This is a genomic window from Streptomyces ochraceiscleroticus (assembly GCF_000720485.1).
In the GTDB taxonomy this organism is placed as follows: Bacteria; Actinomycetota; Actinomycetes; order Streptomycetales; family Streptomycetaceae; genus Streptomyces; species Streptomyces ochraceiscleroticus.
Genome location: NZ_JOAX01000025.1, coordinates 1 through 21,629 on the forward strand (window position 1 = coordinate 1; position 21,629 = coordinate 21,629).

Genomic DNA, 21,629 nt, shown 5'->3' on the forward strand with positions numbered 1-21,629 from the left:
CTGCTGACGGCGGCGGAGGCACCCGCTCCCGTACGGCTCCCGCCGCCCCCCGACCCGCCCTGGTACGGAGTGCTCCGCACGCCCGGTAGGCTGGTCACATGTCCGAACCGACCGGTGCCGCCCGCCGTCGCGGGCCCTTCAAGGTCGGGGACCAGGTCCAGCTCACCGATCCCAAGGGTCGCCACTACACGTTCACGCTCGAAGCGGGGAAGAGCTTCCACACCCACAAGGGAGCCTTCCCCCACGACGAGCTGATCGGCGCTCCCGAGGGCAGTGTTGTCCGTACCACCGGGAACGTCGCCTACCTCGCGCTGCGCCCCCTGCTCCCCGACTACGTCCTGTCCATGCCCCGCGGTGCCGCCGTGGTCTACCCCAAGGACGCGGGGCAGATCCTGGCGATGGCCGACATCTTCCCCGGCGCCCGCGTCGTCGAGGCGGGAGTGGGATCCGGGTCGCTCAGCAGCTTCCTGCTGCGCGCCATTGGCGACCAGGGCATGCTGCACAGCTACGAGCGGCGCGCCGACTTCGCCGAGATCGCCACCCAGAACGTCGAGCGGTACTTCGGGGGCCCGCACCCCGCCTGGACGCTCACCGTCGGTGACCTCCAGGACAATCTCTCCGACGCCGACGTCGACCGCGTCATCCTGGACATGCTCGCCCCTTGGGAGTGCCTGGACGCCGTCTCCAAGGCGCTCGTCCCCGGCGGCATCCTGTGCGCGTACGTCGCGACGACGACGCAGCTCGCCCGCACCGTCGAGGCCATCCGCGACCACGGCACCTTCAACGAGCCGTCGGCCTGGGAGACCATGGTCCGCACCTGGCACGTCGAGGGCCTGGCCGTCCGCCCCGACCACCGCATGATCGGCCACACCGGCTTCCTGCTCACCGCCCGCCGCCTCGCGGACGGCGTGGAGCCGCCGCTGCGCCGCCGCCGGCCCGCCAAGGGCGCGTACGGCGAGGACTACACCGGCCCCGGTGGCCAGTCCGCGCCCGCCGAGGAGCAGCAGGTGCACAAGACCCCGGCCCAGAAGCTGCGCGAGAAGAAGGAACGCGAGCAGCGGGAGCAGGCCGGCCAGGACGCCGCCGAGAGCTGACGCGCTCGCAGCAGTACCGATCCGAACCGCACGGCGCCGCCGGTGAGTTCCCGCACGGGAACCCCGGCGGCGCCGCCCGTTTCCGGACATGGGGGAACTACCGGCGTGGGCCCCGCGTTCCCAGGGCAAGGGCCGAGTTCTTCAAGTTTTCTTCTTGGTCCGGACTTGTTGGTTCCGTGACGGGGCGTCGTGTGGAACGATGCCGGGCAACCCCCACCGCCACAGCTCTTCCCAGGAGTTATTCCGCGTGCAGTCCTTGGCAGGCCCGGACCTTCCGCACACCGGCACGACCTTCATGCAGTGGCTCGCCACCGCGACCGCTGTCGCGGGTGTAGTGGCCCTGGCCTCCTTCGTCCAGCCCGCCGGCGCCGCGGTCTCCACCGCCTCCGCCGCGACCTCGACCGCCGGCCGCCCCGCCCCCGCGGCCACCGCGCCGGACGCCGGCGCCGCGCATTACCCGCTCGACTGCGGACCGAGCAAGGTCGATGTGGCCGACAGGCTCTCCGGTGACCTCGACGGCGACGGCGCTCCCGAGACCGTCGCCGTGGTCCGCTGCCACGCCGAGATGGGCACCCCGCCCAGCGGTGTGTACGTCCTCGCCGCGCCGTCCGTGAAAGGTGCCGCGCCGCGCGTCGTGGCCACCCTCGTCGACCCCGCCGACAAGCTGAGTGTGCAGGACCTCACCCTGACCGGCAGCGCGCTGAGCGCCACGCTCTCGGGATACTCCAGCACCGATGTGCCGCGCTGCTGCCCCGATGTCCACAAGGGCGCCAAGTGGCGATGGGAGAACGGCAAGTTCGTCCAGAGCGAACTTCCCGCCGCGGAGGACGGGCTTCCGGCCGCCCGGGGAGTCTGACCGCGCCAGCGTGTAACCGCGGCATCACTGTCCGACGGCAACATCACCGCGCGTCCGACCGTCGGTTTCCGGCCGGACGCGCTCCGTTGCTCTCCGTCGCCGGGCCGCTCGTCCGGTTACTCCGCGTCCGGCCGGCGTGCGGTTGCCCGGCGTCCGGTTACTCCGCGTCCGGCCCGTACACCTCGGCCTTGTCCGACACGCGGCGCACGTGAATGCAGTCGCCGGGGCACTCCTTCGCGGAGTCCCGCACGTCGTTGAGCAGCGGCAACGGCACCGGCGTGGTGGCGCCCTTGTCCTGCAGCAGCTCGTCGTCGGCGCTCTTCACGTACGCCAGCCCGTCGATGTCGAGCTCGAAGACCTCCGGCGCGTACTGCGCGCAGATGCCGTCCCCGGTGCAGAGGTCCTGGTCGATCCAGACCTCGAGCTCGGTGGCTTCTTCCTGGGCGCTCATCTCGCCTGCCGTTCCTGCGTACGTTTAACCGATGTTGTCTAAGTAGTGCCAGCACTGACGGGTGTTGACCGTGTCGACGATACAACCGGTCGCTTTCCGATGTTGTCGGGTGGGTATCACCCCAGGGTGAGGACGTGCGCAAGGGTGAAGATCGGACACACCCCGACAGTCTTTTCGATCTAGGGGTTTCAACCTGCACCGGCCCAGGTAGGGTCAGGAAGCGTCCAGCTCCCCTTGGAGGAGGTGAGGACCGTGGCAGCCCACGACGACGACATCAACCGCGGCATCCGGCCGGGGCGGGGGTCTGAAGACCCTGCCGGCCAGGTTGCCTATCTCGAGCAGGAGATCGCCGTCCTGCGACGCAAGCTCGCCGACTCTCCGCGTCACACGAGGATTCTCGAAGAGCGGATCGTCGAGCTGCAGACCAACCTGGCCGGCGTATCGGCTCAGAACGAGCGACTCGCCAACACTCTCCGTGAGGCCCGCGACCAGATCGTCGCGCTCAAGGAGGAGGTCGACCGGCTCGCTCAGCCGCCGGCCGGCTTCGGTGTCTTCCTGCAGGCGAATGAGGACGGCACCTGCGACATTTTCACCGGAGGCCGAAAGCTCCGGGTCAATGTCAGTCCGAGCGTCGAGCTCGAAGAGCTCAGGCGTGGCCAGGAGGTCATGCTCAACGAAGCGCTCAACGTGGTCGAGGCCATGGAGTTCGAGAGCGCCGGGGACATCGTCACCCTCAAGGAAATCCTGGAGGACGGCGAGCGCGCCCTGGTCATCGGGCACACCGACGAGGAACGGGTGGTGAGGCTCGCCGAGCCGCTGCTGGACATCACCATCCGCCCCGGCGACGCCCTGCTCCTCGAGCCCCGCTCCGGCTACGTCTATGAAGTCATTCCCAAGAGCGAGGTCGAAGAGCTGGTCCTCGAAGAGGTACCGGACATCGACTACACCAAGATCGGCGGTCTGGGCGGCCAGATCGAGCTGATCCGGGACGCCGTCGAGCTCCCGTATCTCTACCCCGATCTGTTCAAGGAGCACGAACTGCGCCCGCCGAAGGGTGTCTTGCTCTACGGCCCTCCCGGCTGCGGCAAGACGCTCATCGCCAAGGCGGTCGCCAACTCCCTCGCCAAGAAGGTCGCCGAGGTGACCGGCAAGCCCGCGGGGAAGAGCTTCTTCCTCAACATCAAGGGCCCCGAGCTCCTCAACAAGTACGTCGGCGAGACCGAGCGGCACATCCGCCTGGTCTTCCAGCGGGCAAGGGAGAAGGCAAGCGAGGGCACGCCCGTCATCGTCTTCTTCGACGAGATGGACTCCCTCTTCCGCACCCGTGGCTCCGGGGTCAGCTCGGACGTGGAGAACACCATCGTCCCGCAGCTGCTCTCCGAGATCGACGGTGTGGAGGGCCTGGAAAATGTGATCGTCATCGGTGCCTCGAACCGCGAGGACATGATCGACCCGGCGATCCTGCGGCCCGGCCGGCTCGACGTCAAGATCAAGATCGAGCGTCCGGACGCCGAAGCGGCCAAGGACATCTTCTCGAAGTACCTCACCGAGCGGCTTCCGCTGCACTCCGACGACCTCGCCGAGCACGGCGGCTCGAAGAAGGCCGCGGTCAGCGGCATGATCCAGTCGGTCGTCGAGCAGATGTACGCGGAATCGGAGGAGAACCGCTTCCTGGAGGTCACCTACGCCAACGGTGACAAGGAAGTCCTGTACTTCAAGGACTTCAACTCCGGCGCCATGATCGAGAACATCGTCGGACGCGCCAAGAAGATGGCCATCAAGGCATTCCTCGAACAGAACCAGAAGGGTCTCCGGGTCGCCCACCTGCTCCAGGCATGCGTGGACGAGTTCAAGGAGAACGAGGACCTGCCCAACACGACCAACCCGGACGACTGGGCCCGGATCTCCGGCAAGAAGGGCGAGCGGATCGTCTACATCCGCACCCTGGTCACCGGCAAGCAAGGCGCGGACACCGGTCGCTCCATCGACACGGTGGCGAACACCGGACAGTACCTGTAACACCGCTCACCGGCTGCGGATGTCCCAGGCGGGGCGTCCGCAGCCGGACGCTTTCCAGGGGCCGGGACGCACCCTGGAGATCCCCCGGCGGAACAGGGAAAACCGGACTGGAGCAATGACTGTAATGATCTCCCCAGCGCCGCATCGGCGTTCTAGGCTCTTCGGTACCACCGCACCACACAGTGCGGAAGCGGGGACCGCATACGGACCGGAAGCGCAGCGGTACTTGAGCGCCGACCCCAGCAGGGGGCGCCGCCGGGCAAGGAGGGCCGCATGACCGTACGGCGAGTAATGGGCATCGAGACGGAGTACGGCATCTCCGTCCCCGGCCACCCGAACGCCAATGCCATGCTCACCTCGTCCCAAGTCGTCAACGCCTACGCGGCGGCGATGCACCGGGCGCGCCGCGCCCGCTGGGACTTCGAGGAGGAGAACCCGCTGCGGGACGCCCGCGGCTTCGACCTCGCACGTGAGAACGCCGACGCCAGCCAGCTCACGGACGAGGACATCGGTCTGGCCAACGTCATCCTCACCAACGGCGCGCGGCTCTACGTCGACCACGCGCACCCCGAGTACAGCGCCCCCGAGGTCACCAATCCGCGCGACGCCGTCCTCTGGGACAAGGCCGGCGAGCGCATCATGGCCGAGGCCGCCGAGAAGGCCGCCCAGGTCCCCGGCGCCCAGCCGATCCACCTGTACAAGAACAACACCGACAACAAGGGCGCGTCCTACGGCACGCACGAGAACTACCTGATGAAGCGGGAGACCCCCTTCTCGGACATCGTGCGCCACCTGACCCCGTTCTTCGTCTCCCGGCAGGTCGTCACCGGTGCCGGACGCGTCGGCATCGGCCAGGACGGCCACGAGCACGGCTTCCAGCTCAGCCAGCGCGCCGACTACTTCGAGGTGGAGGTGGGGCTGGAGACGACGCTCAAGCGGCCCATCATCAACACCCGCGACGAGCCGCACGCGGACGCCGAGAAGTACCGCCGCCTCCACGTGATCATCGGCGACGCGAACCTCTCCGAGATCTCCACGTACCTGAAACTGGGCACGACGGCGCTGGTCCTTTCCATGATCGAGGACGGCTTCATCAACGTCGACCTCGCCGTCGACCAGCCCGTACGCACCCTCCACCAGGTCTCGCACGACCCCTCCCTGCAGCACCTGATCACGCTCCGCAGCGGCCGGACACTCACCGCCGTGCAGCTCCAGATGGAGTACTACGAGCTGGCGCGCAAGTACGTCGAGGAGCGCTTCGGGGCCGACGCGGACGAGCAGACCAAGGACGTCCTCACCCGGTGGGAGGACGTGCTGGGCCGGCTGGAGAACGACCCGATGAGCCTGTCCGGCACGCTGGACTGGGTCGCCAAGCGGGAGCTCATGGAGGGCTACCGGCGCCGCGACAACCTCGACTGGGACGCTGCCCGGCTGCACCTGGTCGACCTCCAGTACGCCGACGTACGGCCCGACAAGGGCCTGTACAACCGACTGGCGGAGCGCGGCAAGATGAAGCGCCTCGTGACCGAGGCGGACGTCGAGAGGGCGGAGATCAAGCCCCCGGAGGACACCAGGGCCTACTTCCGGGGCCGCTGCCTGGAGCAGTACGCGGACGACGTCGCCGCGGCGTCCTGGGACTCCGTGATCTTCGATCTGCCGGGCCGCGACTCGCTCCAGCGCGTGCCCACGCTGGAGCCGCTGCGCGGCACCCGCAACCACGTCAAGGAGCTTCTGGACCGCTGCCGCACGGCGGAGGACCTGGTCCGGGTCCTCAGCGGCGGCTGAGGAGGTAAAGACGCGTACAGGCCGCTCACGGCCTGATCGCGGTCCGATCGTGACCGATCCGGGGCCCGCCGGGCGGCTGAAAAGTCCGCCCGGCGGGAATCATCGAGGTGAGTCCCGGACGTTGAGGGAAAGTGCAAGGCCGATGTCGGACCCAGCTTGTAGGGTCTGATCTTGACAGTCACATCGAGCGGGGCGAACCGAGCGGGGTGAGGGATATGGCGACCAAGGACACCGGCGGCGGGCAGCAGAAGGCTTCGCGTACCACCGAAGAGGTCGAGGAGCAGACCCAGGACGCGGAAGCGTCCGAGGACCTCAAGGAACGCCAGGAAAAGCTGTCGGACGACGTGGACTCCGTCCTGGACGAAATCGACGATGTCCTCGAAGAGAACGCCGAGGATTTCGTTCGAAGCTTCGTTCAAAAGGGCGGAGAGTAACGCGCATTCCGCCAGGGCGCGCCCCGACGAAAGTCGGGTGCGCCCGGCGATGCGCCTCGCCGCATGCCGCCCGCGGAGCCATTCCGCGGGGCGGCGAGCGCTGGACACGCGACTGGGGTGGCCGCGGCGGTACCGAGCCGGTGCCCGGCGGCGCACACCGTATGTGGATCATGTAAACGGTATGGGTAAGGTCCGGGGCGTAACGTGCTTCAGCTGCAGCGCAGCGCTGGGCCAAGTCAAGGATCGGCCGCACGTCTTGGGCGGGCGGCCGAGTATCCGGAAGGAAACGTGTGGAAGCCAATACTCGAAGCACCGGGCGTCTACCAGCTGCCTTCCTGACGCCTGGGTCCTCCTCGTTCATGGACTTTCTCAGCGAGCACTCTCCGGAGCTGCTTCCGGGGAACCGGCCGCTGCCGCCCGTGCAGGGGGCGATCGAGGCGCCGCACGGCACGACGATCGTGGCGGCGACCTTCCCCGGTGGCGTCGTGCTCGCCGGTGACCGCCGGGCGACGATGGGCAACGTCATCGCGCAGCGGGACATCGAGAAGGTCTTCCCGGCGGACGAGTACAGCGCGGTCGGGATTGCCGGCACGGCGGGGCTCGCCGTGGAGATGGTGAAGCTCTTCCAGCTCGAGCTGGAGCACTTCGAAAAGGTCGAGGGCGCGCAGCTTTCCCTGGAGGGCAAGGCGAACCGCCTCTCGACGATGATCCGCAGCAACCTCGGCATGGCCATGCAGGGCCTGGCCGTGGTGCCGCTGTTCGCGGGGTTCGACGTCGACCGGGGGAAGGGCCGCATCTTCTCCTACGACGTGACCGGCGGGCGGTCGGAGGAGACGGGGTACGCCGCGACCGGATCCGGTTCGGTGTTCGCCCGGAGCGCGCTCAAGAAGCTGTTCCGGGACGACTTCTCCGAGAACGAGGCGGCGACCGCGGTCGTGCAGGCGCTGTACGACGCCGCGGACGACGACTCGGCGACCGGCGGCCCGGACCTGGGCCGGCGGATCTACCCGATCGTCACGGTGATCACCGATGAGGGCTTCAAGAGGCTCACCAGTGACGAGGTCTCCGAGATCGCCCGTGCGGTGCACGAGCGGCGCCTGGAGCAGCCGGACGGTCCGCGGGCGGCGCTGCTCTGACGGGCGGCAGCGGACTTGCGGATGACGGATGATCCGGAGGTGCTTTCGCCAGTGAGAGAGCCATTGACAGAAAGGGACGGATAGCCGGTGTCGACGCCGTTCTATGTCTCACCCCAGCAGGCCATGGCGGACCGCGCCGAGTACGCCCGCAAGGGCATCGCGCGCGGACGCAGTGTTGTTGCTCTGCAGTATGCCGACGGCGTCGTTTTCGTCGCCGAGAATCCTTCCCGTGCACTGCACAAGGTCAGTGAGATTTATGACCGGATCGCCTTCGCGGCGGTCGGTAAATACAACGAGTTCGAGAACCTCCGGATCGGTGGCGTGCGCTACGCCGATCTGCGGGGGTACACCTACGACCGTGAGGACGTGACCGCGCGCGGGCTGGCGAACACCTATGCCCAGACGCTCGGTGCGATCTTCTCCAGTGCGGCCGAGAAGCCGTACGAGGTGGAGCTGCTGGTCGCGGAGGTGGGCAATACCGCCGAGGACGATCAGATCTATCGACTGCCGCATGACGGTTCGATCGTGGACGAGCACGGCTCGGTCGCGGTCGGCGGCAATGCCGATCAGATCAGCACTTACCTCGATCAGCACCACCGGGACGGCATGTCGCTGGGCGAGGCGCTGAAGCTCGCCGTGGAGTCGCTGTCGCGGGACAACAACGGCGGGGAGCGCACGCTGACCCCCGAGCAGCTCGAGGTCGCGGTCCTGGACCGCAAGCGGCCGCAGCAGCGGAAGTTCAAGCGGGTGCTGAGCAGTCAGCTCTCCCGGCTGCTGGCGTCGGAGGGTTCGTCGGCGGGGGCCACCGAGGCCGGTTCCGCCGAGGAGCCGGAGTCCGGCACGTCCGGTGAGGAGACCGGCTCCGAGCGCTCGGAGGGCTCGGAGGAGTAGTCCGGTCCCCGTGCCGGGAGCGTGCCCGCTTCCGTCCGTCTCGCGCCGCCCCGGTGGGTCATCTCCCACCGGGGCGCGCGGCGTTCCAGGACGGTTTTCAGGGGCGCGGCGGGGCGGCCGTTGACCCGCGGGTGATCAGTTCGACCGGGAGCGTGGTGGGCGCGGCGGGCGGGCGGCCGGCCAGGACGTCGATCAGGGCGCGCATGCCGGCCGCGCCGAACTCCTCGGCCGGCAGCCGTACGGTGGTCAGCTCCGGTTCGACGGCGGTGGCCAGGGCGAGATCGTCGAAGCCGGTGACGGAGACGTCCTCGGGGACGCGCAGGCCGAGCCGCCGGGCGGCCTTGCAGGCGCCGGCGGCGAGGATGTCGTCGTCGCAGACCAGGGCGGTGGGGCGGGGGCCGGGGGCGGTCAGGGCCGCGTGTGCGGCGTGCAGCCCGGCGTCCACGGTGAGCGGCGCGGCTTCGGTACGGAGCGCCGCGTCCGGTACGGCCCGTACGGCGTCGGCGAGGGCGTTCGCGCGCAGGTGGAAGGTCCAGGAGTCGACGGCGGCGGCGAGGTGGGTGAGCCGGCGGTGGCCGAGGCCGAGCAGGTGGCGGGCGGTCTGCCGGGCGCCGTCGGCGATGTCGAGGTTGACGGTCGCGGCGGCCGGGGTGTCCTCGGGGTCGTTGTCGAGCATGACCAGGGGCAGGCCCTCGCCGTAGAGGGCGGTGAGCGCGTCGGTGGCCATGGAGGAGGCGATGACGCCGTCCAGGGTGGCGCGGGCGGAGTCGAAGGGGTCGCGGGCCGGGCCGATGCCCTCGGGGGAGGGGTACAGGACAAGGCCGAAGCCGCTGTCGGCGGCGATGCGGGCGGCGCCGGTGTAGACGCGGGCGAAGAATTCGGTGGTGAGCGCCGGCACGACGAGGAGAGCCGTGCGGGTGCGGCCGAGGCGGAGGCTGCGGGCCGCGAGGTTGGGGCGGTAGCCGAGCTCCCGCGCCGCGGCGCGTACGGCGTCGGCCTTGGCCAGGGACACGCGGCCGCGCCATTTGTCGCCGAGTACGAGGGAGACGGCCGCCTGCGAGACGCCGGCGGCGCGTGCCACGTCCTTGCTGGTGACGCGCGCGGTGTCGGTTCCGGCGGGCGCCGTGGCCGGCCGTGTCGCCGCGCCTGTGCTGCCGGTCGTACGGGCTTCCGCCCCCGGTGTCCCGGCTCGCGCCGCCCCCTCTTCGGTCACTGGTGTGGCTGCCCCTTCGTGCGACGTGCTGGTGCGGTTCCGTGCGGCGTGCTGTGCGGTGCCGCGGTGGACCCGCGGTCAGCGGCCATGGTACGTATGACGGGTCACGTTATACGTAACACTAAGACGTACGCTGAACGGCTCCCGGCCCGGACGGCCGGCGGAGAGGGGCGGGTATGGCCGCGGGATACGCGGAGCTGCTCAGGACGCGCCACGCGGCGCGGCTGCTGACCGGCACCTTGGTCGGACGGCTGCCGAACGCCACGGCGGCGCTGGCGGTCGTCCTCTTCACTCGCGCCGAGGGCGGCAGCTACGCCCTGGCGGGTGCGCTCTCGGCCGTGTACGGCCTCTGCAACGCCGTAGGGCAGCCGCTGCTGGGCCGCGCGGTGGACCTGTGGGGTCAGCCGCGCGTCATGCTGCCCTCGGCCGTCCTGTCGGCGCTGGGGATGGTTCTGCTGGCTGTCGCGGGCATCGACCCGCTGTGGCCGGCGTACGCGGCCATGGTGGTCGCCGGGCTCTTCACGCCGCCCCTGGAGGGCGGGCTGCGGGCCCTGTGGCCGGGGGTGCTGAAGCGCCCGGAGCGGGTGCACGCGGCGTACGCGCTGGACGCGGTGGCGCAGGAAGTGATGTTCGCGGTCGGCCCGTTGCTGGTGACGCTGAGCGTCGCGGTGTGGTCGGAGCGGGTGGCGCTGCTGGTCATCAACGTACTCGGGGTGCTGGGCGCGCTGTCGGTGGTGGTCTCGCCGCCGTCCCGGCAGTGGCGCAGCGCGCCGCGTGAGGCGCACTGGCTGGGGGCGCTGCGCTCCCGCGGGATGCTCGTGCTGATCGGGTCGTTCTTCTTCGTGGGGCTCGCGCTGGGTTCGATCGCGGTGGCGGCGGTGGCGTACGCCGACACGCACGGTGGACAGATGGTTTCCAGCTATCTGCTGTCGGCACTGGGCGCGGGGGCGCTGATCGGCGGTGTGGTGTACGGGGCGCGGGAGTGGCCGGGGGCGCCGGAGGGCCGGCTGCGGGTGCTGATCGGGCTGCTGGCGCTCGGGTACCTGCCGTTGGCGCTGGTCCCGGGGGTGGCGGGGATGACGGCGCTGACGGGGCTCGCGGGGGTGTTCCTGGCGCCCGCGCTGGCGTGCGCGTTCATCGTGGTGGACCGGCACGCGCCGCGCGGGACGGTGACGGAGGCGTTCTCGTGGCTGGTCACGACGTTCGGAGTGGGGGCCGCGGTGGGTACGTCAGTGGTGGGCCCGGCGGTGGAGCTGGGCGGCGCGGCGGCGGGTTTCGCGGTCGCGGGCGGCGGTGGTCTCGCCGCGCTGGCGGTGATGGTCGCGGCGCGGCGTTTTCTGCTGCCGTCCGGGATGCGCACGGTGAGCGCCGTCCAGGCGGAAAATGATCGAAACGGTACCGTCGAACCCGGTTTCAGAGCAGGCCATCAGGCGTAATGTTCAGTCATGGACCGCCGCATTTTCGGGCTGGAGAACGAGTACGGCGTCACGTGTACGTTCAGGGGACAGCGCCGCCTGTCTCCTGACGAAGTGGCGCGGTACCTCTTCCGCCGTGTCGTGTCATGGGGCCGCAGCAGCAATGTCTTCCTGCGGAACGGTGCCCGCCTGTACTTGGACGTGGGATCGCACCCGGAATACGCAACTCCCGAGTGCGACAACGTGACCGAGCTGGTCACTCACGACAAGGCCGGCGAGCGCATTCTCGAGGGGCTGCTCGTCGACGCCGAACGCCGCCTGCACGAGGAGGGAATCGCCGGAGACGTCTATCTCTTCAAGAACAACACCGATTCGGCGGGAAACTCCTACGGGTGCCACGAGAACTACCTCGTGGCGCGGCACGGGGAGTTCTCCAGGCTCGCGGACATCCTCATTCCGTTCCTGGTGACCCGTCAGCTGCTGTGCGGCGCAGGAAAGGTGCTGCAGACGCCGCGCGGCGCGGTGTACTGCGTCAGTCAGCGCGCCGAACACATCTGGGAAGGGGTCTCCTCGGCGACGACCCGCTCCCGGCCGATCATCAACACCCGTGACGAGCCGCACGCCGACGCCGAGCGGTACCGCCGGCTACACGTCATCGTGGGTGACTCCAACATGTCCGAGACGACCATGCTGCTGAAGGTCGGCGCCACCGACCTCGTCCTGCGCATGATCGAGGCGGGCACGGTGATGCGTGACCTGACGCTGGAGAACCCGATCCGGGCGATCCGCGAGGTCAGCCACGACATCACCGGTCAGCGCAAGGTGCGGCTGGCGAGCGGCCGGGAGGCGTCGGCCCTCGAAGTCCAGCAGGAGTACTACGAGAAGGCGGTGGACTTCTGCGACCGCCGCGGCATCCGCACGGGCACCGTCGAGCGCGTCCTGGAGCTGTGGGGCCGCACGCTGGACGCGATCCGGGAGGAGGACCTGGACCGGGTCGCGACGGAGATCGACTGGGTGATGAAGTACCAGCTGATCGACCGTTACCGTGCCAAGAACAACATCACGATGTCGCATCCGCGGGTCGCGCAGATAGACCTCGCGTACCACGACATCCACCGCCGCCGGGGGCTGTACTACCTCCTGGAGAAAAAGGGCCAGGCGGCCCGGGTGTGCAACGATCTGAAGATCTTCGAAGGCAAGTCCGTGCCGCCGCAGACGACACGGGCCAGACTGCGCGGCGATTTCATCCGCCGGGCACAGGAACAGCGCAGGGACTTCACGGTCGACTGGGTGCATCTCAAGCTCAATGACCAGGCGCAGCGCACGGTGCTGTGCAAGGACCCGTTCCGGTCGGTGGACGACCGGGTGGAGAAGCTCATCGCGGGAATGTGACCCGTTTCGCGGCGCGGCGGTGTGTCAACGGCCTTTGTGCCGGGGCACACCGCCGTGTTGTCTCTGCCGTGTTGTCTCTGGAATTGCGGTGGGGGTCAGGTCGTAGAGTGGCGGGCATTGCCCACCCACCCCTCTAGCCCGAGTTGGACTGATGAAGCTCACGAAGAACACCCGCCGTGCCGCGGCCGCGGCGATCGCCGTGCCCGTCCTGCTGTTCACCGCCGCGTGCGGGTCCGACGACGAGGGCTCCGGCGCGGGCGTCGCGTCGGTGGAAGGAAAGGCCGGCGAGCAGCCCAAGATCAAGGTCGACAAGAAGGCCAAGCCGTCGGACACGCCGGTCGTGAAGACCCTCTCCGAGGGCAAGGGCGCGGCCGTGAAGAAGGGCGACTTCGTCCGGCTGGACTTCGTGGGCCAGATGACGAAGGGCCAGTCGCTGGGCAGCAGCTGGGCCAAGCAGCCGGGTGCGAGCGCCAAGGCGCCGCGCATGCAGGCCGTCGGCACGGCCGGGACGGCCACCCCGCAGCTCCCCACGAAGGTGATGGAGGCGGTGACGGGCAAGAAGGTCGGCTCCCGCTTCGAGATCGAGGGCACCGCCAAGGCGATCATCGGTGACCAGCTCAACCCGCAGGCGGGCGTGAAGCCCAGCGACGGCCTGGTGTGGGTCGTCGACGTGGTCGCCGCCAAGAAGGCCGACAAGAACGGCGAGGCGAAGGGCGAGCAGGCGGCGCCGGAGGCCGGTATGCCGGAGGTGAAGTCGCCGAGCCGGAAGCCCGCGGAGATCACCGTCCCCAAGGGCGAGAAGGCCCCCAAGGAGACCAAGAGCCAGGTGCTCATCAAGGGCGACGGCCCGAAGGTGAAGGCCGGTCAGGGGCTGATCGCGCAGTACACGGGCGTGAAGTGGGAGGACGGCAAGATGTTCGACTCCTCCTGGAAGCACGGCGGCGCGACCGCCTTCCAGATCGGCACCAACGCCGTCGTCAAGGGCTGGGACAAGGCGCTGGTCGGCAAGAACGTCGGCGACCGTGTCGAGATCATCGTACCGCCCAAGGACGGGTACGGTACGAGCCCGCAGGGCGGCGAGCTGGCCAACCACACGTTGGTCTTCTCGGTGGACATCCTCGACACGTTCTGAGGGCACCGGGGCCGTACGCCGCCCGCCGCGATGATCACGGCCCGGCCATCTGCGAGACTGTCCCGCGTTGTAGAACGATTCGTTCGTAGGAGCACATACGTGAGCATCGACAAGCCCGAGATCGACTTCCCGGAGGGCCCCGCGCCCGCCGATCTGGAGATCGTGGACCTGTGGGAGGGTGACGGGCCGGTCGCCAAGGCGGGGGACACCGTCTCCGTCCACTACGTCGGCGTCTCCTTCAGCAGTGGTGAAGAGTTCGACGCGAGCTGGAACCGCGGCAAGCCGCTGCAGTTCCAGCTCGGCGCCGGCCAGGTCATCGCCGGCTGGGACCAGGGCGTGCAGGGCATGAAGGTCGGCGGCCGCCGCCGGCTGACCATCCCCGCGCACCTGGCGTACGGCGACCGCGGCGCCGGTGGCGGCCGCATCGCGCCGGGCGAGACGCTGATCTTCGTCTGCGACCTGGTCTCGGTCTGAGAACCGGCCGGAGACGGAGCGCCCGCGACCGGATACCGGTCCGGCGCTGATCTTCGCCCACGCGGACACCGTGTCCGGACGCCGGTTACGTCCTTGTGCGGCGCCGGCACGGCGCGTGGCGCGAGCCTTATGGGCCCATGCCCCCTCGGGGGTATGGGCCCTCGGCTTTTGAAGCGGCTCCCGGTAGCGGTACGGTCATCGGTCGAGACCACAGAGAGAAGGGCGTCGATGGCCATTGCCAAGGCGGAGCGGCTGATGAACCTGGCGCTGTGCCTGCTGGGGACCCGGCGCCCGCTCACCAAGCGGGAGTTGCGCGGATCCATCGAGGCGTACGTCGAGGCGTTCGGCCCGGGGGACGGTCCGGCGGGCGCGGGCGACGACGCGTTCAACCGCATGTTCGAGCGCGACAAGGACGACCTGCGTGAGCTCGGCATGGTCATCGAGACCGTCGAGGGCCTGGAGGGGGACACCGGCTACCTCGCCCGCCGCGACTCCAACCGGCTCCCGCCGATCACCCTGGACGCCGAGGAGGCCGCCGCGCTCGGCCTGGCCGCGAAGATCTGGCAGCAGGCCCGGCTCGCGGGCGCGGCCAGCGGCGCGCTCCAGAAGCTGCGCGCCGCCGGGATGCCGCTGGCGGCGGAGGACGAGGGCCCGTACGACCCCGCCCAGCCGCACAGCGCCCTGGAACCGCGCATCCCCGCCCACGAGGCGGCGTTCGAGCCGCTGATGCTGGCGTGCCGGGACCGCCGCCCCGTCGTCTTCGACTACCGCAAGGCCAACGCCGCCCGGCCCGAGCAGCGCCAGGTCGAGCCCTGGATCCTCGAATGCTGGCGCGGCCACTGGTACCTCGCGGGCTGGGACCGCGACCGGCAGGCCGAGCGGGTCTTCCGCATCTCCCGCATCACCGGCAAGGTCCGCTCCCGCGCGGGGAAGTTCACCGCCGAGGTGCCCGACCACGTGACCGTACGGGAGACGGTGGAGAGCTGGGCGGGCGAGACCGCCACCGGCACCGCCCGCATCAAGCTGCGCGCCGACCACGGCTACCCGCTGCGCGCCCGCGCGCTGTCCGTGCGCGAGGCGGGCGGGGGCTGGGACGAGCTGGAGATCCCGTACGGGCACGGCCTGGACGCCTGGCTCGTGGAGCTCGGCCCGGACGTGGTCGTACTGGAACCGGCCGAGCTGCGGGCCGACGTGGTGGACCGGCTGCGTGCCGTGGCCAAGGGCTGAGGGGAAGCGACCAGACATGGCGATCAACGCCATCGACCAAACCCGCCGGATGCTGTCCCTGGTGACGTATCTGCGCGAGCGCCCCGGCGCCCGCGTCAGCGACGTGGCCCGGGCCTTCGGTATCACCGAGGACGAGCTGATCGCGGACCTCGACGTGCTGCCCATGTGCGGTACGAGCTTCCGCGGCGGCGACCTGCTGGACATCGACACCGACGGCGACCGCATCTGGTGGCACAACCCCGACGACGTCGCCGAGCCGCTGCGGCTGGCCGCCGACGAGGCCACCGCGCTGCTGGTCGCGGCGCGCGCGGTGTCGACCCTGCCGGGCCTGCGCGAGGGCGACCGGCAGGCGCTGCTGCGCGCCACCGCCAAGCTGGAGGCCGCGGCGGGCGAGGCGGCGGGCGCCAGCTCCCGGCTGTCCGTCACCTTCGAGTCCGAGGGCGGCGTCTTCGCCGACGTGGACCGGGCCATCGCCGAGCGCCGCCGCCTGTGGCTGAAGTACTACTCACCGGCCCGCGACGAGCTGACCGAGCGCGAGGTGGACCCCATCCGCCTCTTCGCCGTCGGCCACACCTATGTCGAGGCGTGGTGCCGGCTCTCCGAGGCGCGCCGCACCTTCCGGCTGGACCGGGTGGCCGAGATCAAGCTGCTGGACGCGCCCTCCGACCCGCCGCCGATCGAGCTGCGGGACCTGTCCGAGGGGCTGGTGCAGCCGGCCGCCGAGGACCCGGAGGTCGTGATCGAGGTGGGGCCCGGCGGCCGCTGGGTCGCGGAGTACTACCCGCACGACACCGCCGAGGAGCTGCCCGAGGGGGGCCTGCGCATCACGCTGCGCACCCCGGAGCCCGCCTCGCTGCGGCGCCTGGCGCTGCGGCTGGGCCGGGACGGGCGGATCGTCGCGCCGCAGGAGCTGGCGGACAGTGCGCGGGACGCGGCGGCGCGTGCGCTCGCCGCGTACGGCGGCTGAGCGGCGGCCCGGAGCAGGCAGGGACAGTCGAGGAACCGCAGGGAGCTGTGAGTGCGATGACGACCGTGACCACGCCGGCCGCGCCCGTGATCTTCAAGGCGGCCTGCCCGGACTGCCGGGGCCGCTTCGAGCTGGCCTCGGACGCGCTGCGGCTGGCGATCGGCGGCAGCCGCCGTACCACCTTCTACTCCTTCACCTGCCCCGACTGCGGCTCCGCCGTCCGCAAGCCGGCCGGCGAACGGATAGTGGAGCTCCTGACCGGCGGGGGAGTGCGGACGCTGCGGCTGCATACGGGGTGAGCGTGGGCCGCACGCGGGGTGTGCGTCGGCCGCATAGAGGGTGCGCGTCGGGCGCATACGGGGTGCGCGACAGTCGCATACCGGTTCCCGCGCGGCTCCGCTGGGTAATCCCCCGGTGGGGGCATGGGTTCGTTCGATTCGCCCCGTAGGCGCCGGTAGGCTCGCCCCATGCTCTGGCCCATGATCGCCATCGCCCTCGGCTTCCTCGGCCTCGCCGTGCTCGGTGTCCTGGCCGTCCGCGTCTTCGTGGAGGTGCGCAGGCTGGCCCGTCAGGTGGACGAGACGTCCCGCCGGATCCAGTACGCCGCACAGGACTTGGAGCGGGCCGCCGGGCCGCTGGCCGGGGACGCCGGTGCGATGGCCGGGCCCGGCGCCGAGAGGGTCTGAAATCGGCCGCGCGGGGGCGGTACGCTGCTGGATGCGGGACGACGAGCGAGGCACGGCCCGCAATCGGGAGTATGCACAGGGATTGCCGTCGGTTAACCCCCGCGCGTTACGATCGCTGGCAGCACGGCGAAACGGACGCTTGTCCGACCAGTCGGGCAGCCCCACCCCAGCCGCCTCGGTGAGAAGGTAACCACTTATGTTCACTGGAAAGATCGGCGCTCCCGAGATCATCCTCATCCTCGTCGTCGTCATCCTCCTGTTCGGTGCCAAGAAGCTCCCCGAGATGGCCCGCTCCCTCGGCAAGTCGGCGCGCATCCTGAAGAGCGAGGCCAAGGCGATGAAGTCGGAGGGCTCGCAGTCCCAGTCCGCGCCGTCCGACCCGCCGAACGACGCGCAGGGCGAGACCCCGAAGACGATCCAGGCGTCGCCCGGTGATGTGAACAGCTCCCGCCCGGTCGCCGAGCCGACCGACAGCACGACCAAGCGCTGACCCAGGGCCGACTGGGGCGGCGGCCCGGTACCGCTGCCCGCCGCACGAGATGAGGACGTGGGTTGCTCAAGTCTGCCCCGAAGAAGGATAAGAAGGACAGGGACCCCGAAGGGCGGATGCCCCTCGCGGAGCACCTGCGCGAGCTGCGCAACCGGCTCGCGAAGTCCGTGCTGGCCATCGTGGTGGCGAGCGTCATCTCGGCGTTCTTCTACAACGACATCATCAACCTGATCACCAAGCCGGTGCTTCAGTCGGTGGGCTGCAACCTGTCCTTCGGTGAGCTGGCGCGGAAGCAGGGCGGTGAGACCTGCGCCCGCATCGTGATGATGGACCTGCTGGGGCCCTTCACCCTGGCGCTGAAGGTCTCCCTGATGGCCGGCCTGATCCTCTCCGCGCCGGTCTGGCTGTACCAGCTCTGGGCGTTCCTCGCGCCCGGCCTGCACCGCAACGAGAAGAAGTACGCGCTCAGCTTCGTGGGCGCCGGCTTCCCGCTCTTCATGGTCGGCGGTTACTTCGCGTACGCGGTGCTGCCGACCACCGCCAAGGTCCTCATCGACTTCACGCCGATCGGCATCGACAACCTCCTGCCGCTGGACAAGCTGCTCGACCTGGTGACCAGGATGGTCGTCGTCTTCGGCCTGTCCTTCGAGCTGCCGCTGCTGCTGGTCCTGCTGAACTTCGGCGGTGTGCTCACCGGCAAGCGGATGCTGAGCTGGTGGCGCGCCATGGTCATGGGCATCACGGTCTTCTCCGCGATCGCCACGCCGAGCACCGACCCGCTGACGATGATCGCGCTTGCCGCGCCCATCGTGGTCCTCTACTTCGCCGCGGTGTGCATCTCCCTGGTGAACGACGGCCGCAAGGCCCGTGCCATCGCCGCGGGCCCCGCCGACGACGAAGCCTCCGAGCTGGACCTCACTCCCGACGACATCGGCGCCATCGAGTCCGTCGAGGCCCCGCGCGCCCTCCCGGAGCAGGCCGGCACCGGCCGCGCCCTGGAGTCCCGCCGGGACGACATGGACGACATCACGTAACCGCTCCCACCTCCCGGGGAGCGGGGTGCAGGGGGCGTGGGTCGTGAAAGATCGCGTGACTGTCAGAGGTGGCCGGTAGGCTCGTAGACACGATGACCGAGGACATGTCCCCTGCTGAGCGCTATGCCGCCGCGCGATCGCGCGCGGCCGAGCAGGCCACCGCACTCTTCCCTTTCAAGGAGATGTACGACTTCGGTCTGGACGCGTTCCAGATCGAGGCGTGCGAGGCCCTGGAAGCCGGTAAGGGTGTGCTGGTCGCCGCTCCGACCGGATCCGGTAAGACGATTGTCGGCGAGTTCGCCGTCCACATGGCCCTGAGACAGGGCCGCAAGTGTTTCTACACCACCCCCATCAAGGCCCTCTCGAACCAGAAGTACCAGGACCTCGTCAAGCGGTACGGCGCGGAGAAGGTCGGCCTGCTGACCGGCGACAACAGCGTCAACGGCGACGCACCGGTGATCGTGATGACCACCGAAGTGCTGCGCAACATGCTGTACGCCGGCTCCCAGGCGCTCAACGGCCTGGGCTATGTGGTCATGGACGAGGTGCACTACCTCTCCGACCGCTTCCGCGGCGCCGTCTGGGAAGAGGTGATCATTCACCTCCCCGACTCCGTGACGCTGGTGTCGCTCTCCGCCACGGTCTCCAACGCCGAGGAGTTCGGCGACTGGCTGGACACCGTCCGCGGCGACACCGAAGTGATCGTCTCCGAGCACCGCCCCGTGCCGCTGTGGCAGCACGTGCTCGCGGGACGCCGGATGTACGACCTCTTCGAGGAGCGGGACGGCGCCGAGCCCGGCCAGGGCAAGCGTGAGGTCAACCCCGACCTGGTGCGGCTGGCCCGGATGGAGAACAGCCGCCCCACCTTCGGCCGCGACAAGCGCCGCGGCCGCAACAACCTCCGGGAAGCGGACCGCGAGCGCGAGCGGCGCCAGCGCAGCCGGATCTGGACGCCCAGCCGCGCCGAGGTGATCGACCGGCTGGACAATGAGGGCCTGCTCCCGGCGATCACGTTCATCTTCAGCCGGGCCGGCTGCGAGTCGGCGGTCCAGCAGTGCCTGTACTCGGGCCTGCGGCTGAACGACCAGGCGGCGCGGGAGAAGGTCCGCAAGATCGTCGAGGCCCGCACGGCCGGCATCCCCGACGAGGACCTGCACGTCCTCGGCTACTACGAGTGGCTGGAGGGCCTGGAGCGCGGCATCGCGGCGCACCACGCCGGCATGCTGCCCACCTTCAAGGAGGTGGTCGAGGAGCTGTTCGTGAAGGGCCTGGTCAAGGCGGTCTTCGCGACCGAGACCCTGGCTCTCGGCATCAACATGCCGGCGCGCTCGGTGGTCCTGGAGAAGCTCGTCAAATGGAACGGCGAGCAGCACGCGGACATCACCCCCGGCGAGTACACGCAGCTCACCGGCCGGGCCGGGCGGCGTGGCATCGACGTCGAGGGCCACGCGGTGGTGCTGTGGCAGCGGGGCATGGACCCGGCCGCGGTCGCGGGCCTCGCGGGCACCCGGACGTACCCGCTCCGCTCCTCCTTCAAGCCGTCGTACAACATGGCGGTCAACCTGGTCTCGCAGTTCGGCCGGCACCGCTCGCGCGAGCTGCTGGAGATGTCCTTCGCGCAGTTCCAGGCCGACAAGTCGGTCGTCGGGATCTCGCGCCAGGTGCAGAAGAACGAAGAGGGGCTGGAGGGCTATCGCGAGGCGATGACCTGCCACCTCGGGGACTTCGAGGAGTACTCGCGGCTCCGCCGGGACCTGAAGGACCGCGAGACGGAGCTGGCCAAGCAGGGCGCGGCGCAGCGCCGGGCGGCGGCCGCCGCGGCGCTGGAGAAGCTGAAGCCGGGCGATGTGATCCACGTACCGACGGGAAAGTTCGCGGGGCTGGCGCTGGTGCTCGACCCGGGGATGCCGTCCGGGCGGACCAACGGCCATCGGGGCTTCCATGCCGAGGACGGGCCGCGGCCGCTGGTGCTCACCGCGGAGCGGCAGGTCAAGCGGCTGGCGTCGATCGACTTCCCGGTGCCGGTGCAGGCGCTGGACCGGATGCGCATCCCGAAGTCCTTCAACGCGCGCAGCCCCCAGTCGCGCCGCGATCTGGCGTCCGCGCTGCGTACGAAGGCCGGGCACATCCCGCCGGAGCGGCACCGCAAGCAGCGGTCCCCGGCCGCGGACGACCGGGAGATCTCGCGGCTGCGGACCGCGCTCCGGGCGCATCCGTGCCACGGCTGCGACGAGCGCGAGGACCATGCGCGCTGGGCGGAGCGGTACCACCGGCTGCGGCGGGACACGCGTCAGCTCGAGCGCCGTATCGAGGGCCGTACGAACACCATCGCGCGCACCTTCGACCGGATCTGCTCGCTGCTGACCGAGCTGGACTATCTGCAGGGCGACACGGTCACGGACGAGGGCCGCCGGCTGGCGCGGCTGTACGGCGAGCTGGACCTGCTGGCGAGCGAGTGCCTGCGCGAGGGCGTCTGGGAGGGCCTGTCGCCGCAGGAGCTGGCCGCGTGCGCGTCGGCGCTGGTGTACGAGGCGCGGCAGGCGGACGACGCGGTCGCGCCGAAGCTGCCCTCGGGGAAGGCGCGGGCCGCGCTGGGCGAGATGGTGCGGATCTGGGGGCGGCTCGATGCCCTGGAGGAGGACCACCGGATCAGCCAGGCCGAGGGCGTCGGCCAGCGGGAGCCGGACCTCGGCTTCGCGTGGGCGGCGCACCAGTGGGCGTCCGGCGTGGGGCTCGACGCGGTGCTCCGCGAGGCGGAGATGCCGGCCGGTGACTTCGTCCGCTGGTGCAAGCAGCTCATCGATGTACTGGGGCAGATCGCGGCGGCGGCGCCTGAGGGCTCGACGGTGACGCGGGCCGCGCGCAAGGCGGTTGATGGGGTGCTGCGAGGGGTTGTGGCGTACTCGTCGGTCGGCTGACGGGGCCGTTTTCGA

General features: G+C 70.1%; 20 protein-coding genes. 18 read left to right on the forward strand and 2 right to left on the reverse strand.

Translation table 11 applies throughout. From position 1 onward, the window contains the following. Positions 1-98 precede the first annotated feature (98 nt). Both IG84_RS0127310 and IG84_RS0127315 read left to right on the forward strand, forming a co-directional pair. Complete coding sequence (locus IG84_RS0127310) at positions 99-1,094, forward strand: tRNA (adenine-N1)-methyltransferase (protein ID WP_169749903.1); 996 nt, start codon at positions 99-101, stop codon at positions 1,092-1,094. A 247-nt stretch (positions 1,095-1,341) separates the two neighbouring features. Then, positions 1,342-1,950, forward strand: a complete 609-nt coding sequence (locus IG84_RS0127315; protein WP_037800934.1) for a hypothetical protein — start codon at positions 1,342-1,344, stop codon at positions 1,948-1,950. Positions 1,951-2,107: 157 nt separating this feature from the next. Here IG84_RS0127315 and IG84_RS0127320 read toward each other — a convergent pair whose 3' ends face one another. Continuing rightward, positions 2,108-2,401 carry a ferredoxin gene (locus tag IG84_RS0127320; RefSeq protein ID WP_030252045.1) on the reverse strand — a complete coding sequence of 98 codons (294 nt, stop codon included), beginning with the start codon at positions 2,399-2,401 and terminating at the stop codon, positions 2,108-2,110. A gap of 252 nt (positions 2,402-2,653) precedes the next feature. Here IG84_RS0127320 and arc point away from each other — a divergent pair, with 252 nt between their 5' ends. The 5 genes from arc to prcA all read left to right on the forward strand — a co-directional run bounded on the left by arc (position 2,654) and on the right by prcA (position 8,666). After that, positions 2,654-4,420, forward strand: a complete 1,767-nt coding sequence (gene arc, locus IG84_RS0127325; protein WP_031062560.1) for a proteasome ATPase — start codon at positions 2,654-2,656, stop codon at positions 4,418-4,420. 273 nt (positions 4,421-4,693) lie between these two features. Then, positions 4,694-6,205: a depupylase/deamidase Dop gene (dop, locus tag IG84_RS0127330; RefSeq protein WP_342668467.1), complete on the forward strand. Its 1,512-nt coding sequence runs from the start codon at positions 4,694-4,696 to the stop codon at positions 6,203-6,205. Positions 6,206-6,420: 215 nt separating this feature from the next. Then, positions 6,421-6,639, forward strand: coding sequence for a ubiquitin-like protein Pup (locus IG84_RS0127335; protein WP_030616454.1), 219 nt, complete (start codon positions 6,421-6,423; stop codon positions 6,637-6,639). Positions 6,640-6,929: 290 nt separating this feature from the next. Further along, complete coding sequence (prcB, locus tag IG84_RS0127340) at positions 6,930-7,775, forward strand: proteasome subunit beta (protein ID WP_031062563.1); 846 nt, start codon at positions 6,930-6,932, stop codon at positions 7,773-7,775. An 87-nt stretch (positions 7,776-7,862) separates the two neighbouring features. Then, positions 7,863-8,666, forward strand: coding sequence for a proteasome subunit alpha (gene prcA, locus IG84_RS0127345; protein WP_031062566.1), 804 nt, complete (start codon positions 7,863-7,865; stop codon positions 8,664-8,666). Between the two features lie 97 nt (positions 8,667-8,763). Here the strand turns inward: prcA and IG84_RS0127350 are convergent, their stop codons facing one another. Then, the gene (locus IG84_RS0127350; protein ID WP_037800941.1) at positions 8,764-9,747 is read right to left on the reverse strand and encodes a LacI family DNA-binding transcriptional regulator; all 984 of its coding nucleotides are present in this window, start codon (positions 9,745-9,747) and stop codon (positions 8,764-8,766) included. A 308-nt stretch (positions 9,748-10,055) separates the two neighbouring features. On the opposite strand from IG84_RS0127350, the gene IG84_RS0127355 reads away from it, so the two are divergent. From IG84_RS0127355 to IG84_RS0127405, 11 genes are all read left to right on the forward strand, one after another. Further along, the gene (locus IG84_RS0127355) at positions 10,056-11,315 is read left to right on the forward strand and encodes an MFS transporter (protein WP_031062569.1); all 1,260 of its coding nucleotides are present in this window, start codon (positions 10,056-10,058) and stop codon (positions 11,313-11,315) included. 9 nt (positions 11,316-11,324) lie between these two features. Continuing rightward, a complete protein-coding gene (gene pafA, locus IG84_RS0127360; RefSeq protein ID WP_030252024.1) occupies positions 11,325-12,686 on the forward strand; it encodes a Pup--protein ligase in 1,362 nt (453 codons plus the stop codon). A 151-nt stretch (positions 12,687-12,837) separates the two neighbouring features. Further along, positions 12,838-13,818, forward strand: coding sequence for an FKBP-type peptidyl-prolyl cis-trans isomerase (locus IG84_RS0127365; protein ID WP_031062572.1), 981 nt, complete (start codon positions 12,838-12,840; stop codon positions 13,816-13,818). A 99-nt stretch (positions 13,819-13,917) separates the two neighbouring features. Next, complete coding sequence (locus tag IG84_RS0127370) at positions 13,918-14,292, forward strand: FKBP-type peptidyl-prolyl cis-trans isomerase (RefSeq protein WP_031062574.1); 375 nt, start codon at positions 13,918-13,920, stop codon at positions 14,290-14,292. 228 nt (positions 14,293-14,520) lie between these two features. Continuing rightward, positions 14,521-15,519, forward strand: coding sequence for a helix-turn-helix transcriptional regulator (locus tag IG84_RS0127375; protein WP_031062576.1), 999 nt, complete (start codon positions 14,521-14,523; stop codon positions 15,517-15,519). Positions 15,520-15,535: 16 nt separating this feature from the next. Further along, entirely contained in the window at positions 15,536-16,486 is a 951-nt protein-coding gene (locus tag IG84_RS0127380; RefSeq protein ID WP_031062578.1) for a helix-turn-helix transcriptional regulator, read from the forward strand. Between the two features lie 56 nt (positions 16,487-16,542). After that, positions 16,543-16,785: a hypothetical protein gene (locus tag IG84_RS0127385; protein WP_030252008.1), complete on the forward strand. Its 243-nt coding sequence runs from the start codon at positions 16,543-16,545 to the stop codon at positions 16,783-16,785. A gap of 168 nt (positions 16,786-16,953) precedes the next feature. Beyond that, positions 16,954-17,172 carry a hypothetical protein gene (locus IG84_RS0127390; protein WP_030252005.1) on the forward strand — a complete coding sequence of 73 codons (219 nt, stop codon included), beginning with the start codon at positions 16,954-16,956 and terminating at the stop codon, positions 17,170-17,172. Positions 17,173-17,368: 196 nt separating this feature from the next. Beyond that, positions 17,369-17,662, forward strand: a complete 294-nt coding sequence (tatA, locus tag IG84_RS0127395; protein ID WP_031062580.1) for a Sec-independent protein translocase subunit TatA — start codon at positions 17,369-17,371, stop codon at positions 17,660-17,662. A 62-nt stretch (positions 17,663-17,724) separates the two neighbouring features. Continuing rightward, positions 17,725-18,696: a twin-arginine translocase subunit TatC gene (gene tatC / locus IG84_RS0127400; protein WP_031062582.1), complete on the forward strand. Its 972-nt coding sequence runs from the start codon at positions 17,725-17,727 to the stop codon at positions 18,694-18,696. A 92-nt stretch (positions 18,697-18,788) separates the two neighbouring features. Further along, positions 18,789-21,614 (forward strand): DEAD/DEAH box helicase, encoded by a 2,826-nt coding sequence (locus IG84_RS0127405; protein WP_031062585.1) that lies wholly within the window; start codon positions 18,789-18,791, stop codon positions 21,612-21,614. Positions 21,615-21,629: the final 15 nt, after the last annotated feature.